14 protein-coding genes are annotated in these 17,059 nt (G+C 62.1%); 3 read left to right on the top strand and 11 right to left on the bottom strand.

Features of this window, described 5'->3' with window-relative positions; translation table 11 throughout:
* Positions 1–6: 6 nt before the first annotated feature.
* The 10 genes from ACMUVN_RS19535 to ACMUVN_RS19490 form a co-directional block, all read right to left on the bottom strand.
* On the bottom strand, positions 7–1,917 hold the full coding sequence (locus tag ACMUVN_RS19535; RefSeq protein WP_132575799.1) for a family 20 glycosylhydrolase: 1,911 nt from the start codon (positions 1,915–1,917) through the stop codon (positions 7–9).
* 234 nt (positions 1,918–2,151) lie between these two features.
* Positions 2,152–5,298: an efflux RND transporter permease subunit gene (locus ACMUVN_RS19530; RefSeq protein WP_047616212.1), complete on the bottom strand. Its 3,147-nt coding sequence runs from the start codon at positions 5,296–5,298 to the stop codon at positions 2,152–2,154.
* Positions 5,299–5,325: 27 nt separating this feature from the next.
* Positions 5,326–6,465, bottom strand: a complete 1,140-nt coding sequence (locus ACMUVN_RS19525; protein ID WP_047616210.1) for an efflux RND transporter periplasmic adaptor subunit — start codon at positions 6,463–6,465, stop codon at positions 5,326–5,328.
* Between the two features lie 50 nt (positions 6,466–6,515).
* Positions 6,516–7,124, bottom strand: coding sequence for a TetR family transcriptional regulator (locus ACMUVN_RS19520; RefSeq protein WP_047616208.1), 609 nt, complete (start codon positions 7,122–7,124; stop codon positions 6,516–6,518).
* 221 nt (positions 7,125–7,345) lie between these two features.
* The gene (locus tag ACMUVN_RS19515; protein ID WP_047616206.1) at positions 7,346–7,777 is read right to left on the bottom strand and encodes an OsmC family protein; all 432 of its coding nucleotides are present in this window, start codon (positions 7,775–7,777) and stop codon (positions 7,346–7,348) included.
* 151 nt (positions 7,778–7,928) lie between these two features.
* On the bottom strand, positions 7,929–8,708 hold the full coding sequence (locus ACMUVN_RS19510; RefSeq protein WP_047616204.1) for an SDR family oxidoreductase: 780 nt from the start codon (positions 8,706–8,708) through the stop codon (positions 7,929–7,931).
* The gene (locus tag ACMUVN_RS19505; RefSeq protein ID WP_414815399.1) at positions 8,709–9,599 is read right to left on the bottom strand and encodes an aldose 1-epimerase; all 891 of its coding nucleotides are present in this window, start codon (positions 9,597–9,599) and stop codon (positions 8,709–8,711) included.
* Positions 9,596–10,546 carry an L-arabinose ABC transporter permease AraH gene (gene araH, locus ACMUVN_RS19500; protein ID WP_047616201.1) on the bottom strand — a complete coding sequence of 317 codons (951 nt, stop codon included), beginning with the start codon at positions 10,544–10,546 and terminating at the stop codon, positions 9,596–9,598. The genes ACMUVN_RS19505 and araH overlap by 4 nt, the downstream gene beginning before the upstream one ends.
* Positions 10,547–10,563: 17 nt before the next feature.
* A complete protein-coding gene (gene araG, locus ACMUVN_RS19495) occupies positions 10,564–12,069 on the bottom strand; it encodes an L-arabinose ABC transporter ATP-binding protein AraG (protein WP_063475267.1) in 1,506 nt (501 codons plus the stop codon).
* A gap of 69 nt (positions 12,070–12,138) precedes the next feature.
* Positions 12,139–13,122 (bottom strand): arabinose ABC transporter substrate-binding protein, encoded by a 984-nt coding sequence (locus ACMUVN_RS19490; RefSeq protein WP_063475266.1) that lies wholly within the window; start codon positions 13,120–13,122, stop codon positions 12,139–12,141.
* Between the two features lie 212 nt (positions 13,123–13,334).
* On the opposite strand from ACMUVN_RS19490, the gene ACMUVN_RS19485 reads away from it, so the two are divergent.
* From ACMUVN_RS19485 to ACMUVN_RS19475, 3 genes are all read left to right on the top strand, one after another.
* Positions 13,335–14,078, top strand: coding sequence for a FadR/GntR family transcriptional regulator (locus ACMUVN_RS19485; RefSeq protein WP_414815398.1), 744 nt, complete (start codon positions 13,335–13,337; stop codon positions 14,076–14,078).
* A gap of 66 nt (positions 14,079–14,144) precedes the next feature.
* A complete protein-coding gene (gene dgoD, locus ACMUVN_RS19480; RefSeq protein ID WP_414815397.1) occupies positions 14,145–15,293 on the top strand; it encodes a galactonate dehydratase in 1,149 nt (382 codons plus the stop codon).
* Positions 15,294–15,388: 95 nt separating this feature from the next.
* On the top strand, positions 15,389–15,790 hold the full coding sequence (locus ACMUVN_RS19475) for a DoxX family protein (protein ID WP_168332553.1): 402 nt from the start codon (positions 15,389–15,391) through the stop codon (positions 15,788–15,790).
* Positions 15,791–15,825: 35 nt separating this feature from the next.
* Here the strand turns inward: ACMUVN_RS19475 and ACMUVN_RS19470 are convergent, their stop codons facing one another.
* Positions 15,826–17,043 carry an adenylate/guanylate cyclase domain-containing protein gene (locus tag ACMUVN_RS19470; protein WP_127430705.1) on the bottom strand — a complete coding sequence of 406 codons (1,218 nt, stop codon included), beginning with the start codon at positions 17,041–17,043 and terminating at the stop codon, positions 15,826–15,828.
* Positions 17,044–17,059: the final 16 nt, after the last annotated feature.

Genomic DNA, 17,059 nt, shown 5'->3' with positions numbered 1-17,059 from the left:
GACTCCCTAAAGCACCGGCCACATCCGCACGATCGCTGCGAACCGATCCCAGTCCTTGCGCGCCAAAGGCGTCCAGGCAGCCTCGGCAACGGCCGGAAGGCGCGGAAAAGCCAGCCGGTTGAAATAGGCGCGGGACAGGAAGTTCTCGGTCCAAATGCAGGCCTGGATGCCGCGCATCTTCTGCTGCAGCGCCTCCGGCAGCTCGCCCTCGGCCTCATAAGCATAGGTGTGTTCCGGCGGGCTGAACCCCGCCCAGCCCGCGCCGGGTTCGGCCCAGGCTTCGGCCTGCGCCATGTCGAGATAATAGGCCTGGCCCGGCGTCATCACCACGTCGTAGCCTTCCTGTGCCAGCTCGATGCCGACGGCAGGCTTTTCCCAGGCCATCAGCAGCGTGCCGTCGCGCTCGACGCCGCCGCCATGCGAGACCTCGTTCCAGCCGGCGAGCTTCCTGCCGCGCTTCGACAGCATGGCTTTGATACGTTTCAGGAAATAGGATTGCAGCTCGGCGGTGCCGGCAAGTTTCTCCCGCTCCATCAATGCCTTGCAGAGCGGCGAGGAAAGCCAGGAGCCCTGCGCCACTTCGTCGCCGCCGATATGAAGATATTCGCTGGGAAACAGCGCCACCATCTCGTCGAACACCTTGCCGAGGAATTCATAGGTGAATTCGACAGCCGGATTGAGGGCATTGTTGGGATAACCCTGCACCGAGCGGTAGCTGTCCGGCGCCTCCTGCCCGTCGACAAGCGCGGGTAGCGACAGCAGCGTCGCGCTGCTGTGGCCGGGAATATCGATTTCCGGCACCACGTCGATGTGCAGAGAGGCCGCATGCGCAACGATCCGCCTGACATCGTCCTGGGTGTAATGGCCGGAGCGCGGTTCCGCCCCGTCGCCGAGCTGCGGCATGAGCACTTCATCCGGTCCGCGCCGCGCGCCGATCTCCGTCAGTGCGGGATAGGCCTTGATCTCCAGCCGCCAGGCTTCGTCGTCGGTCAGATGCCAGTGGAAGATGTTGAGCTTGTTCCAGGCGAGAATATCGATCAGCCGCATGATATCGGCCACCGGATAAAACTGCCTGGACACGTCGAGATGACAACCGCGCCAGTCATAACGCGGCTGGTCGGCGATCGTGCCGAAATTGGGGAATTTGAAGCTCTCACGATCGGCGCGGCCGCCATGCAGCAGCTGCGCCAGGCTGATCAGCCCGTATTGCCGCCCAGCGGCATCGGCACTCGACAGAACGATCTCATGCGCGGTGAAACGCAATTCATAGGCAAAGGCGGCGATCGAGGATTCGGTGACGAAACGAATGGCCCGTCCGCCTTTGACGGCACTGAGGGAGAACGGGACGTTGTCGGCCGGATAGAGCCGCTGGTAGAGTTCCAGAACCAGGGCGAGCGCCTTGACCGCATCGGGCCGCGTCCGCTCGGCCGGATAAAGGACGACGGGCAGCTCTCCTGCCTTCAGCCCGAGAGCCAGCGGCCAGGGCAGCAGCGCATAGGGCTCCTCGGCCCGACCCGGCGGCAGAAGCGGCGGCGCCACGCCGCCTTCCCGGCCTTCGAGCATGAGATCGCCGAAACCGACGGGAACATGGCGCCCGTCGCCAAGTGTCAGATAGGCCGATTTGATACCTGATGTCGCATGTTTCGGCTCTCTGGTCAGGCCCTCGACGGTGAACCGCCAGCGCCCCCCGGGCGCCACGCTCAGGCCGTCGCTCGGTAGGAATTCGTGGAAATGCGCGAGCTGCTGTTTGAGGCTGCCGCCATCGCAGACATGTTTGTCGGCAACGCGCGTTTCCGAGGTGTAGGCCAGCGAGAAGCCGGAGAGCGGCTCGGCCGAAAGATTGAACAGCGTGAAGGTCAAGCGCCCAAAGCTGCCCTCGATCGGGCTCCAGCTTGCTTCCAGATGGTAATCGGCCATGGTCGTGCCCTGCCCCGTCGATGAATGACCGGGATCGCGACTGGACTCCCGGCGTGCTTTCCCAGCTTAGCTTTTTCGAGGCGGCAATGGAATCGGCGCGCAGGTTCAGGGCGGGCTGCAGCATGAAAACCGTTCAAAGCCTTCCAACCAGGCTCTACGGGTTCAACAGCGGTGCATCTTGGTCGGGATCTGCGGGCCTGCAAGGAAAACGGCGCGGCTTTCGCCGCGCCGTCCTCACTCTGCTGCCAACGCCGGCGGATGCCTGTCATCCGCCTCTTCCTGGATGGCGTCGGCATGCTGGCCTGGCTCGTCCTTCGCCTTCGGCTCCCGGCCGAAGAAAAGGGCGTAACCGGCGGGCAGAACCAGAATGGTGAGCACTGTGGCAACCAGGATGCCGCCCATCATCGCGTAGGCGAGCGGACCCCAGAAGACGCCGCGCGAGATCGGGATAAGCGCCAGCACGGCGGTCAGCGCCGTCAGCATGATCGGCCGGAAACGCCGCACGGCCGCGCCGACGATCGCCTCCTGCCGGTGCATGCCGGCTTTGATATCCTGGTCAATCTGGTCAACCAGGATGATCGAGTTGCGCATGATGATGCCGAGCAGCGCGATGACCCCGAGGATCGCCACGAAGCCGAAGGGCGCACCGCTGATCAGCAGTGCCGCCGCCGCACCGATAATGCCGAGCGGCCCGGTGGCGAGCACCAGCATCGCCTTGCCGAAATGCTGCAGCTGTATCATCAGCAGCACGATGATGACGGCGAGCATGATCGGCGCCTTGGCGGCGATCGACATCTGGCTTTCCGCCGCATCCTCGGCGCCGCCCTGGATCTCGACTTTATAGCCGGCCGGCAGGCTGTCGCGCAGGTCCTTCATGTCGGCATACATCTTCATCACCACATCGTTCGGCTGCACATCGTCGGGCAGCGTCGCACGCACGGTGATCGTCGGCAGGCGGTCGCGCCGCCATTCGATGCCCTGCTCCATGACCGGCACGACCTTGGCGACCTGCGAGACCGGCACGAAGCCGCCGAAGTCCGTCGGCACATAGACAGAGTTGACCGCCGACAGCAGCGAACGGCTGGCATCCGGCTCGCGGGCGACGATCGAGACCGTCTCCTCGCCGTCGCGGAAATCATCGAGCGCCGCACCCGACATGGCAGTCTGCAACATCTGGCGAACGCGCTGCGAAGTGACGCCGAGTGCCCGGGCGCGATCCTGGTCGATCACCAACTTCATCGCCGGCACCTGCTCCAGCCAATCGTCATGGATGGCGCCGAGCATCGGATTGGCCTGGAAACGCGCCTTCACCTGATCGGCGATCGCCCTGACTTCCCCGCGGTCCGGCCCCATGACGCGCATTTGCACGGGCCAGCCAGTCGGTGGGCCGAGGAAGAGGCGGTCGACCTTGCCGCGAATGTCGGGGAAGTCTTCCGCAAGGATCGTCCGCAGCTTGGTGATCAGCCGCTCGCGCGCCGGTTCGTCATTGGCCATGACGAGCAACTGGGCGAAGTTCGGATTGCGCAGCTGCTGGTCGAGCGGCAGGAAGAAACGCGGCGCGCCTTCGCCGATATAGGTGGCGATGAACTTCTTGTCGGGGTCGTCCATCATCTTGGCTTCGAGCGCCTTTGCCTGCACCTCGACTTCCTTGATGCTGGTGCCCTCGGGCAGCCAGAGATCGACGAGGATTTCCGGCCGCGAGGACTGCGGGAAGAAATTCTGCGGGATGAACTGGAAGGCCCAGAGGCTGGTGACGAAGGTGCCGAGCGTCAGAAGCAGCACGATGACCCGGTGGCGCACCGCCCAGCCGACCGTGCCGCGCAGCCGGCGATAGAAGCCGGTGTCGAAGGCATCGTGATGCTCGCCGGCGTGATGGCGCTGCTTGAGGATCATATAGCCGAGCCACGGCGTGAAGTAGACCGCGACGAACCACGAGGTCACCAGCGCGATACCGACCACATAGAACAGCGACCGCACATATTCGCCGGCCGTCGATGCGGCAAAGCCGACGGGGATGAAGCCGGCCGTGGTGATCAGCGTACCCGTCAGCATCGGGAAGGCGGTCGAGGAATAGGCGAAGCTCGCCGCTTCGATCTTGACGAGCCCCTCCTCCAGCTTTCGCTCCATCATCTCGACGACGATCATCGCATCGTCGACGAGCAGGCCGAGCGCGATGATCAGCGCGCCGAGCGAGATGCGCTGCAGGTCGATGCCGAGTTCGTACATCAGCGCGAAGGTGGCTGCGAGCACCAGAGGAATGGCGATGGCGATGACGAGGCCCGAACGCCAGCCGATCGACAGGAACGAGACAACCAGCACGATGACGAGGGCTTCGCCGAGCGCATGCATGAATTCGCTGATCGCGTCCGTCACCACGTCGGGCTGGTTGGCGATCTGATCGACCGAGACGCCATAAGGCAGCGCCTCCTCGAAGCGCTGATAGGTCGCCTCCACATCCTTGCCGACATCGGTGACGTTGAAGCCCTTGGCCATGACGACGCCGACCTGAACGCTCTCGTGGCCGTTGAAACGGTACTTGCGCTGATAGGGATCTTCGAGCCCGGAACTGACGGTGGCGATATCGCCAAGCCGCGTCACCTGGCCGCCGGCGCGAAGGCGCAGCTCGCGAATATCGGTCGCCTTCTTCACGTCGCCTTCGACGGATATGCGCACCGAGCGCAAGCCGGTATCGACGGAGCCGGCCGGATCGACATTGTTCTGGCCCTTGATGGCATTCTGCAGATCGAGGATCGTCAGGCCGCGCTCGGCGAGCGCCTTGGACGAGACGTCGATATAGATCTTCTCAGGCTGGTCGCCGATGATCACGGCCTTCTCGACGCCCGGCGTCGTCAGCAGCATGTCGCGCGCCTGGATCGCGAATTTCTTCAGTTCCGGATAGGAATAGCCGTCGCCGCTGATCGAATGCAGTGTGATGAACGTGTCGCCGAACTCGTCGTTGAAATAGGGGCCGAGCAGGCCCTGCGGCAGCTCGCTGGAGATGTCGCCGACCTTCTTGCGCACCTGGTAGAAAGCGTCCGCCACATCCTTCGAATTCGTATCGCCCTTGACCTGCAGGGTGATGATCGCACTGCCCGCCCGCGTATAGGACTTGACCCAGTCGATATGCGGAGTTTCCTGCAGCTTGCGCTCGATCTTGTTGACGACCTGATCTTCCATCTCCTGTATGGAAGCGCCCGGCCAGATCGCCTGAACGACCATGACGCGGAAGGTGAATTCGGGATCCTCGCGCTGGCCCATGCGCATCAGCCCGAGCACGCCGGTGATGATGATCAGCCCGAAGAGGAAACGGGCGATGCTCGGATGTCCGATTGCCCAGCGCGACAGGTTGAAGGGCCGCTTCTCGGTGGTGGTGGCGTCCATGGTCTTATTCCCTATCCTATGGCCCGATCAGCGGACGGTCTGGTCCGTGGCGGCCAGGGCCGACTGCTGGTCCGGCACCTTCACCTTCAGGTTTTCGCTCATGAACTGCGTGCCGGCCGCAACGACGAGATCGCCGCTGTCGAGGCCCTCGATCACATGCACGCCGTCGCCGGTGAAATCGGCGACCTTGATGTCGCGGCCATGCACAGTCGACGTATCGCGATCGACGGTCCAGACCATCTTCTTGCCGTCCTTCTCGGCGAGCGCGCTGAGCGGGATCGAGACATAGCTGTTGCCATTGCTGACATCGGCCTCGATCGTCGCCGTCATGCCGAGCAGCACCTGCGGATCGTTCGGCAAGCTCACGCGAACCGCAAAGGTGCGCGATTGCTGGTCGGCGCTACCGGAAACCTCCCGCACCTTGCCGTCGAGCACCAGCCTGTCGTCGGCCCAGAAACTGGCCTTGACTGTCTTGCCCGGCTTGAATTCGGCAATGTCGTTTTCCGGAACCGCGATTTGCACTTCCTTCTCGCCGTCGACGGCAACGGTGACGACGGCGGTGCCGGAGCCGACGACCTGGCCGGTATCGGCATTGATCGCGGTGACGATGCCGTTCTGACCGGCCTTGAGCTCGGTGTAGCTCACCTGGTTTTTCGCCTGGTCGAGCGCCGAAAGGGCGGCATCGCGCTGCGAGATCGCCTGGTCATGGCTGAGTGAGGCCTGTTCAACCTGCGACTTCGGGGCGACACTCTTGTCGAAAAGCTGCTCGGCGCGTTTGTTGACGAGATCGGTGGTTTCGACACCCCTTTCGGCCGCGGCGAGATTGGCTTCGGCCGTCCTGACCGCCAGCTGGTAATCCGTGGCGTCGACGCGGGCAAGAACATCGCCCGGTGTCACCCGGTCGCCGATATCGACGAGGCGTTCTGTGATCTTGCCGGCGACGCGGAAACCGAGGTTCATCTCCGTGCGCGCCTTGACCGAGCCGGAATAATCGAGCTTGCGCGTGTCGCCGGCCTTGGCGATCTCGACGACCTTCACCGGCCGGACGACTTGCTTGACCTCAGCCTTCTCTTCCGAGCAGGCGGAAACGCCGATGCCGATCGCGCCGACGAGCGCGAGACTGGTGACGGACGGCATGCGGTAGCTGAGGGTCTTGAGCGAAAACATCTTCCGCACTCCTGGATCGTTTCGGGGGTCTCGACGGCGGCTGCCGTCCATTATTTCTTCAGCGCCCTGATCACGTAGTCGATCAGTTCGTCGACGCTTGCGCGGTTGGTTTTGGCAAGGCATTGGGCCACCATTTGCGGATGGCAGAGATTGATCGTCGCCGCGCCGAAGCAGCGCGAGGCAACGACCGGGTCCTGCTCGACGAACTCGCCGGCGGCAATGCCTTCGGCAATGATTTCGGCAATGAGATCATGGACGCGGTCGATATGTTTTTCGATGACGTGCCAGTCGCGCTCGATCGCGACGATGATCATCTCATGCACCTTCATCTCATCGAGCATCAGATCCAGCGTCAATTGATGCTGGGTCTCGACATAGCGGCGCAACCGCTCGCTGGCGCTGATCGGCTGATGGCGGATGTCGTAGGCGATCTGATAAGCGGTGGCGAGCATGCGCCCGCAGAGCGCCTGGTGGATTTCCACCTTGGAGGCGAAGAAACGATAGATATTGGCGGGCGACATGCCAAGATCGCGGGCAATGTCGGCCACCGTCGTCTTGCTGTAGCCATAATGCCGAAACAGCCGCTCGGCCGCATCAAGAATGCGGGTGACATTCTCCTGCCGAGTGATGTCGAGCGTGTTTTCCGCAATCTCGTCCATGATTTTCGATGCCTCGAATTACGACTGACGAATTTTGAATTTCGTCAGTCGTAAAATATCAGGCGTCACTTGTCAACATCCCTGAGCGCAGTACAGCTCTCGGCAGGACAGCCATTTGGTCGTGTGAGGGATTTTCTGAAGCAGATGGACGATGGCGATCGGGCGCAATTGAAAAGTGCCGCGACGCGAAACGCGCGCGGCACCTCATCGGCGGCCGGACATCAGGCGAGCTTGACGTCGAGCGTGATCGGAACGGAGGCGAGCGCCTTGGACACAGGACAACCGGCCTTGGCCTTGTTGGCAAGCTCGGTGAAGGTCGCCTCATCGGCACCGGGAATACGGCCAGAGAGCGAAAGATGGATGGCGGTGATGGCAAAGCCGCCCTCGACGCTTTCCAGCGTTACCTTGGCGGAGGTTTCCATATGCTCGGCGGTAAAGCCGGCTTCGCCGAGGATCAACGACAGCGCCATGGTGAAGCAACCGGCATGGGCTGCGCCGATCAGTTCTTCCGGGTTGGTGCCGGCAATGCCTTCGAAACGACTTGCGAAGCCGTAGGGATAGTCCTTCAGGGCGCCGCTCTGCGTCGAGATCAGGCCTTTGCCGTCCTTGAGGCCACCGGTCCAATGGGCCGAAGCCGTACGATTGATCTGCATGCCGTCCTCCTGTTTCGATTGTGCTTTCGAGCAAGCGGCAGGGCGCCGCTCCATGCCCGCGGGAGATCAAATAGCCTTCCCGAAGGGCAATATAATGCTCTATCCGGAGAAGACGACAGGCCTGTAAAAATCAGCGAAAATCGAAGCCCTTTCAGCCGGGATGCTGCAAGACGCTGAGACCACCGTCGATCGTCAGGCAAGTGCCATTCATGAACGGGCATTCGTCCGAAATCATGAACACGGCCGCCATGGCGATCTCCTCCGGTGTCGCGATGCGCCCGCCGGGATGCAGCCTCATCGTTTCGGCCTTTGCCGCTTCCGGGTCGGGGAAGCTGTTCCAGTAATCGATCACCTTCTGTGTCGAGACATAGCCCGGCGCCAGTGCGTTGACGCGGATATTGCGGGCCGCATATTCGAGACCCAGGGATTTCGTCATCCCGAGCAGGGCGTGTTTTGCCAGCGGATAGGGAAATGTGTGCGGGATGATGGTGAAAGCGTGCGTCGAGGCAATGTTGAGAATGACGCCGCCGCCCTGTTCGATCAGGCCGGGCAGCACCGCCTTGCAGCAGTTCCAGGCGCCCTTGAGATTGATGTCGAAGCAGCGGTTCCATTCCTCGTCCGTCGTCTCGAGTGGTTCGGCAAAGACATTCACCCCGGCATTGTTGACGAGCGCGTTCAGCTCTCCGATCTCTTCCTTCGCCTGGGCCACCAACGTCGTGATCGTTCCGGCATCGGTAATGTCGGCCGGCAGATAACCAAGCCGGCCGCCACTGCTCTGAAGCGCTTTCGCTGCCTTCGCCAGCCGCGCCGCATCGCGATCGACGAGAAAAACGGCGGCATCCTCCCGCATGAAAGCCTTTGCCATCGCAAGACCGATACCCTGCGCGGCACCCGTGATCAGGATGTTCTTGCCATGCAGGCGGCTGCCCATCTATCTCACCTCCGATTGAACCGGCAGTTCCGACATCAGGATCGTCACCGTGCCGGCAAGAGCCTCCCCCGGCGCAAGCCGCCTGAGCCCACCGAAATCGGGCAGGTGGTGGCCGTTCGGCAAGTGGCTCATCGGCTCGAGGCAGAAGAAGTCGCCGCGGGTGACGGGCATATAGAGCATGAAGCGATCGAGCGCACCATCGGCTTCGAGCGCCGCCTGAATTCCAAGTTCCGGCCAGGTGATAGCAGCCCGTCCGTTCCAACCCTCGAAGGCATTGTTCATCCATTTCTGCGGCAACAGCCTGCCGGACCTGAAATCGAAATCATCGGGCACGGGGCCGGGCATATCGGGAAGATGGTCGGGTCGCTCGTTCCAGTAACGATCGGCCGCAATCATCAGCCTCGTCTTTGGCGTCCGCGCGAAGAAGGGATGCTGACCGAGCCCGAAGGGAAGAGCGGTTTCGCCCCGGTTTTCCACGAAAAGTGTCAGCACCAGCGCATTGCCGGCGAGACGGATCTCCTGCCGGGTGAGATAGGCATAAGGTGAAACACTGTCGGCGCCCCGGGAAAAGCAGAACTGCGCGTGCTCCGGGCTCGAGTCTTCAAGCTGCCAGAGGCTGAGCCAGCCATCGCCATGCCGATAGAGCGGATCGGCAGTATTCGGCTGGAAGGTATAGTCGCGATCGGCAAAGGACATGACATTGCCTTCCACGCGGTTGCCGAACGGCACCATCGCGAAATTTGCCATCGTTTCTTCAGGCCCGCCGGCCGCAACGAGAAAGGGCACGCCCCGATATGTTGCGGCGGTGACGGCGGCACCCCGATGGCTGACCCGGACGACGAGGTCGCCGTGCCGCAATTCGATTTCGTCGCCGGCTCTTCCTTGGTTCATCCGCGTCGCCCCGCAGCTGAAGACCTCAAATTGTCGAGCAGCACCGCGATCAGCAGGATCAGCCCACGTACGACATATTGATAGAATGCCTGGATATTCAAGAGGTTCATGACATTTTCGGCAATGCCCATGATCAGCACGCCGACGATCACACCGCTCATCGCCGCCCTGCCGCCGGCCAGCGAAACACCGCCGAGAACGCAGGCCGAAATCACCGAGAGTTCGAGTCCCGTCGCTGCATTCGGCTGGCCGGAGGTGATGCGCGAGGCAAGCAGGATGCCGGCAACGCCGCAGACGAGACCCTGCAGCGCAAAGATCCAGATGCGCATGTTGACGACGTTGACGCCCGCAAGCCGCGAGGCCTCGGGATTGCCGCCGATCGCCAGGGTGTTCTTGCCGAAGACGGTGCGGTTGAGAACGAAACCGAAGAGGATGAAAAGGATCAGCATGATCCAGATCGGCGTCGGCACGGTCAGGAAACGCGACAGGGCAAGCTGGTAGAAGGCAGGATCGTTGATGCCGACGGCGCGACCATCCGAGGCGATCAGCGCCAGCCCGCGCACGATCTGCATGGTCGCCAGCGTGGTGATCAGCGCATTGATGCGAAAGCGGGCGATGACGATGCCGTTGACGAAGCCGACGAGGGCCCCGCACAGCAAGGCGGCGAGCAGCCCGAGGGGAATGGAGCCCGTCGCATTCGAGACCATCACCGCGATCATGCCGGAGAAGGCGACGATCGATCCGACCGAAAGGTCGAAATCGCGAGACGCCAGGCAGAACATCATCGTACAGGCGACGATGCCGATCGTGACGACCGACTGAAGCAGCCCCAGCATGTTTCGCTCGGTCAGAAAGTTCGGCACGAAGAGCGAGACGATCACGAAGGCAGCAGTGAAGATCACCACCAGTCCCTGTTCGCCGAGAAGGATTTTTTTCACCGAATGCATCGTCCGTGTTCCCAGTCCTAAATGGTGCCTGCGGCATTCTTGTCGGGGAGCGCCGCCGTCAGGATGCTGCGCTCGTCGAAATCTTGGCGGGCGACATTGGCCGCCACCCTGCCCTGGCACATCACCATGATGCGATCGGAGATGCCCATGACTTCGGGCAACTCGCTTGAAATCACCACGATCGCCATACCGCCGGCGGCAAGCTCGTAGAGGATTTCGTAGATTTCCGATTTCGCCCCGACGTCGATGCCGCGCGTCGGCTCGTCGATGACGAGAACCTGGATGCCCTGCTCGGACAGCCAGCGGCCGAGAATGACTTTCTGCTGGTTGCCGCCGGAGAGATTGATGATGTCCTGCTTGCGCGACGGCGTTCGCACCCGAAGCTTGGCGATGAACTGGTCGGCGAGCGCCGCCTCTTGTCTCAGGCTCAGAATGCCGAAGGGCGAAAAATGCCGGCGCGACGAGATCGCGATATTCTCTTCGATCGATCGGCCCTGGACGATGCCGTCGAACTTGCGGTCCTCGGGGCACAGCACCATGCCGGCATTGATCGCCGCTTTCGGATTGTTCGGCGAAACGGCGACGCCGTCGATCGTCACTTGGCCCTGATGCCGGGCATCGGCGCCGTAAAGCAGCCGCGCCATCTCGCTGCGGCCGGCGCCGATCAGACCGAAGAAGCCGAGAATCTCGCCCTGGCGGACCGAAAAGCTGATCGGGTGGCGCAGCCTCGGCCCCGACAGGCCCTTGACCTCTAGCCGAACGGCGCCGAGCGGACGTTCGCGCCATCCCCAGACATTGCTGATCTCGCGTCCGACCATTTCCGAGATGATCTGTTCGCGCGTCGTTTCGCCGATTTGAGGATGGTGGGCGGCAAGCTTGCCGTCGCGCAGCACCGTCAGGCTGTCGCAAAGCCTGAAAATTTCGTCGAGACGATGCGAGACATAGAGGATGACAGTTCCCTTCGCCTTCAGTGTCTCGATGAGAGAAAACAGGATCTCGCTTTCGCGCGAGGAAAGCGAGGAGGTCGGCTCGTCGAGCGCGATTACCCGTGCATCGAGCATGACGGCCTTGGCGATCTCGACCATCTGCCGCGCGCCGATCGAAAGTGAGGCAACCTTGGCCGCGGGATCAACTTCGATGCCGATCTCTTCCAGCTTCGTGCGCACCGTCTCGATCAACGTCTTCGAATGGATGACGCCGCCCTTGGCCGGAAAGCGCCCAAGCCAGAGATTTTCGGCGACCGTCAACTCCGGAACGAGCTGTAGTTCCTGATGGATGACGATGACGCCGGCATGGAAGGCGTCGCGGACGGAGCCGTATTTCTGCTCCTCGCCGTCGATGAGGATGGTGCCGCTATCGGCGGCCTGGTCGCCTGACAGCACCCGGATCAGCGTCGATTTACCGGCGCCGTTTTCGCCCATCAGGCCGTGGACGGCGCCCTTCTCGACAGGGAAGGAAACATCCGCCAGCGCCTGCACGCCGGGATAACCCTTGGAAATATTGTTGAATTCGAGGAAAGCCATCGTCGCTCCGTCGAGAAAGACCCGGCGGCGCTGAGCGGCCGCCGGGCATATATCATCCTCAAAGGACGATCACTCGATGCCAAGATCCTTGCGAACCTTGTCGTAATCGCCGCGCAGCGCCAGGGAACCGGCGGTCAGCGTCAGTTTTGCCGGCTCCTTGCCGTTGGCGATCCAGTCATACATGTTGAGCGCCGTCTCATAGCCGTGACGCTTCGGTGAGATGATGACGGTGCCGAAGAAGCCCGTCGCAGCCGGCTTCTTGAATTCGTTGATCGCCGATTCCGCGCCGCCGATGCCGACACCGATGACGTTGGCCGCCGGAATGCCGACCGACTCGGAGGCACGGACGGCGCCGAGAACGGCTTCGTCGTTGAGGCCGAAGGCGACCCAATATTTCACATCGGCATGTTTGTTGAGAACGGTGGTTGCCGCATTGAGCGCCGCTTCCGTGTCGGTCTTTGCCTGCGGCGCGTCATAGATGTTCTCGGCCGGGAAGCCGGCGGACTTCAGCACCGAGATCGCCCCTTCGACGCGGTCGACGGCAGTCGGTAGCTGGTCGTAGGAGACCCGCACCGCACCGACATTTTTCATATCCCAGCCGCGCTTCTTGATTTCGTCGACGATGGCCTGGCCGACGGTCTCGCCGATCTTGGTGGCAGAAATGCCCATATGCGGTACGTCTTCCAACGGCTTGCCATCGGCGCTGACGAGGCGGTCGTCGACCGTCATCAGCTTCAGTTGGTTGGCTTCAGCCTTGGCGACGATGCCGGGGCCGAGTTTGACGTCGGGCGTGCAGATGATGAAGCCCTGCGCACCCTGGGCGCCGAGATTGTCGATCGCCGACTGCACCTTCTCGCCGTCTTCGGCGCCGATCTTGACGACGGTGAAGCCTTTTTCCTTGGCGGCCTGGTCAGCGAATTTCCATTCGTCCTGGAACCACGGCTCCTCGGGCTGCTTGACGATGAACCCAATCTTGACGTCTGCGGAAAATGCCGAGCCGGCCGCCAGAATGGCGAAAGTGCCAGCCAGGATGGCTGCTTTGAACAAGCGCATGTCTCTCTCCCTGAACTCTAAAAACCGAGCAGCTGCCTCCCCGGCAGCGCCCTATGAATTATGATAAATCATCATACCAGTCAATTGCCAATGTATGATGATTGGAATAATAGGATTATTGACGAGAGGCCGGGAGGAAGCGTCGCAAAGCGGATCGAATTCGGATAATGAGGTTCGATTGCTTCGCGCCGGAGATAGAGCGGAGAGGTGAGTTGGAAACAATCGAGCGACAGGACGCGGCCGAAAAGCGCCGACCGCGCGTAGGCCGCAACATCACGGCGGCGATCGCTCAGGATATCTGCGCGGACCGCTATCCCTCAGGCACGCCGCTGCCGCGCGAGAACGACCTGTGCGAGCTCTACGGCGTCAGCCGCACCGTCATTCGCGAATCGCTGAAGGTGCTGGAATCAAAGGGCCTCGTCCGCGGCAAACCGCGGGTCGGAACCACCGTCTGCGACCGGGACGACTGGAATATACTCGATGCCGACGTGCTCGAGTGGATCGGCCCTTACATCAAGGATTTCGACCTGCTCGGCTGCATTCTCGAAGCCCGCCGCACCATCGAGCCGGCAGCTGCGGAATATGCCGCCGAGCGAGCCAGCGCCCAGGAGATCGCCGATCTCGACAAGGCCTGGCGGCAGATGCGCGACAGTGCCCGCGACCCGGAAAGCTTCACCGAGGCCGATGTCATGTTCCATACGGTGCTGCTCACCGCCAGCCACAACCAGGTCTTCCGCCGCCTGTCGAGCGCCATCCATGCGGCGCTGAAATATGCGCTGCATGCCTCCAACATCGCCGTCGAGAATCGCGAGGATGCGGTGCTCGTTCACGGCCAGTTGGTCGAGGCCCTGCGCATGCGCGACAAGGCGGGCGCCCGCGAATGCGCCAACCGCATGCTCGATCTTGCGGTGCGCGACCTTGCCGCCGCCGAAAAGGCGATCGGCAGAACGAAGTGATGGATCACCAGAAACCCCGCCGAAGCGCCACCGATCGTAAATCCGGGAAGAAACTGAAAGACAGCGATGAAGATCACCAAACTCACCACCTATATCGTGCCGCCGCGCTGGCTGTTTTTGAAGGTCGAAACCGACGAGGGCATCGTCGGCTGGGGCGAACCGGTCGTCGAGGGCCGGGCGCTGACTGTTCAGGCGACCGTCCACGAACTGGAAGACTATCTGATCGGCAAGGATCCCTTCCTGATCGAGGACCACTGGACCGTGATGTATCGCGGCGGCTTCTATCGCGGCGGCGCCGTTCATATGAGCGCGATCTCGGGCATCGACCAGGCGCTCTGGGACATCAAGGGCAAGGCGCTCGGCCAGCCGATCCATTCGCTCCTCGGCGGCCAGCTCCGTGATCGTATCAAGGTCTATTCCTGGATCGGCGGCGACCGTCCCTCGGATGTCGCCAACAATGCCAGGGAGGTGGTTGCCCGCGGTTTCAAGGCGATCAAACTCAATGGCTGCGAGGAGATGCAGATCGTCGACACCAACGAGAAGGTGGAGAAGGCAGTCGAAACCATCGCCGCCATCCGCGAAGCGATCGGCCCGCATATCGGCATCGGCGTCGATTTCCACGGCCGTGTGCACAAACCGATGGCGAAGGTTCTCGCTAAGGAGCTCGATCCCTACAAGCTGATGTTTATCGAGGAGCCGGTGCTTTCGGAAAACAAGGAAGCGCTGCGCGATATCGTCAACCATACCTCGACGCCGATCGCGCTCGGCGAACGGCTGTTTTCGCGCTGGGACTTCAAGCAGGTTCTGTCCGACGGCTATGTCGACATCATCCAGCCGGATCTCTCCCATGCCGGCGGCATTACCGAATGCCGCAAGATCGCGGCGATGGCCGAAGCCTATGACGTGGCGCTGGCGCCGCATTGCCCGCTCGGCCCGATCGCGCTCGCCGCCTGCCTGCAGGTCGATGCCGTCAGCTACAACGCCTTCATCCAGGAACAGAGCCTCGGCATCCACTACAACAAGGGCAACGACATCCTCGACTACATCTCCAACAAGGAGGTGTTCCACTATGCCGATGGTTTCGTTTCGATCCCGCAGGGTTCCGGCCTCGGCATCGAGGTCGACGAGGCTTATGTCATCGAACGCGCCAAGGAGGGCCATCGCTGGCGCAACCCGATCTGGCGGCACGCCGACGGCAGCTTCGCCGAGTGGTAAGAGATAAGGGTCGCGCAAGCGGCCCTTTTTCATTCATGGTGTCGGACATCGAGCCTCTCATCCGTCATAGTAGAAGCTCAAGAGGAGGTTTCCATATGGCCAGAGCGATCGCAATCATCGTCGCCCGCATCATCTTCAGTTTTATCTTCTTCATGGCGGCCGGCTTCAAGTTCGCCGATATCGGTGCGACGGCGGACTACATCGCCGCCGCCGGTTTTCCGATCGCGACATTCCTGGCCTGGATCGCCGCCTTCTTCGAGATCGCGCTGGCGCTCGCCTTCATAACAGGTGCCTTCTTCACGGAGGCCAGCCTGCTCGCCGGCATCTATGTGATCTTCCTCGCCTTCGCCTTCCACGGCCCATCGCATTGGCAGCAGAACCAGGCCGAGTTCGGCTTCTTCGTCGATCACTTCACCTTCCTCGCCGGCCTGCTCTTTGCCGCCGTCCACGGGCCGGAGAAGTGGGCATTGAGGCAGAGCCTCCTCGGAAAGCTCTGACGACCCGCTCTACCTCCTTGCCGATGCTGCTGCGATCAGCCGTTCAGCCGGGCGCTATCGAGCGTATAGAGCTCCTGCGCACGCTGTACGCCGCGCAATGCGTAGCGACCGATGCAGGCGAGTGTCGCGCGCTCCTCCTCCGGGATCGCCGAGGCGAAATCGGAGGACATCAAGAGGTTGAGATCGACCGAGCGGCAGATCGAGGCGATGCGGCTGACCTCGTTGACGGCAGGCCCGATGACGGTAAAGTCCAGCCGGTCCTGGCTGCCGATATTGCCGTAGAAGACGTCGCCGATATGCAGGCCGATATAGACGTCGGTCGCGGCCCGGCCGGCCCTTCGGCGTTCATCATTCAACGTGCCGAGCTTTTCCCGCAGAAGGGATTCGGCGCGTAGGGCCGCGGAACAAGCCTCCGCCGGAACCTCGCCCTTGAAGATCGCCAGCACGCCGTCGCCGATCAGCTTCAGCACGTTGCCGCCGGATGCGTGGATCGCCGTGATCACAGCCTCGCTGTAGTCGTTGAGCAGCGGGATGATCTCCTCCGGCGGTACGCTGTCGGAGATCTTGGTGTAGTTCAGCAGATCGGAAAACCAGAGTGCTGCGGAAATCCGCTCCGATTTGCCGCGGCTGATCTTGCCTTCCATCACCTGGCGCGCGGCGTCCTCGCCGAGATAGACCTCCGCGATGGTGCGGGCGATGCGCCCAAGCGCGATGCATTTGATCGCCAGCCCCAACACCGGCACCAGCTTGCGCAGGATGGCAAGGTCGTGATCGGAAAAGCCCTCAGGATGTTTCGTCGCGAAATGCGAGAAGAAGCAATCCATCTCGCCGATCGTGCCAGCCTCGGAAAAACGATGCATCATCGCCACGAAATCCGTGTGCCCGGCTTCAGCGATCGTATCGAGCAGGCTGAAATCGATCGGATCGCCGAAACCGAGACGCCGGCGGATCTCCCGCTCGTTGCGAGACCAAAGATGATAGAAAGCCGAACGCTGCCAGTTCGACGCCGCTTCCCCCGAGCTCGTCGGACCATATTCGAACTCTGTCTGGATCTCCTCGACGCTGTCCCAGCGGAAAGCACGGCCCTCATGCACCGGATGCAACGTATCCATCAGCGCCAGACCACGGTCGAGCGGCAGGCCGGCATTACGACAGGCCGCGCAGAAACCGGTCATGAGCTCGGCTTCGGAAACACCCTTCAGTCCCTGCTCGGTCACCCAGGCTGCAATCGTGCTGACGTCGCTGTAATCCATGGCGCTCACCTTCACT

The sequence above is a fragment of the Rhizobium sp. IY2 genome (assembly GCF_047532935.1).
In the GTDB taxonomy this organism is placed as follows: Bacteria; Pseudomonadota; Alphaproteobacteria; order Rhizobiales; family Rhizobiaceae; genus Rhizobium; species Rhizobium anhuiense.
The sequence above is the reverse complement of the archived record's forward strand: the minus strand, read 5'-3'. Positions and strand labels throughout refer to the sequence as shown.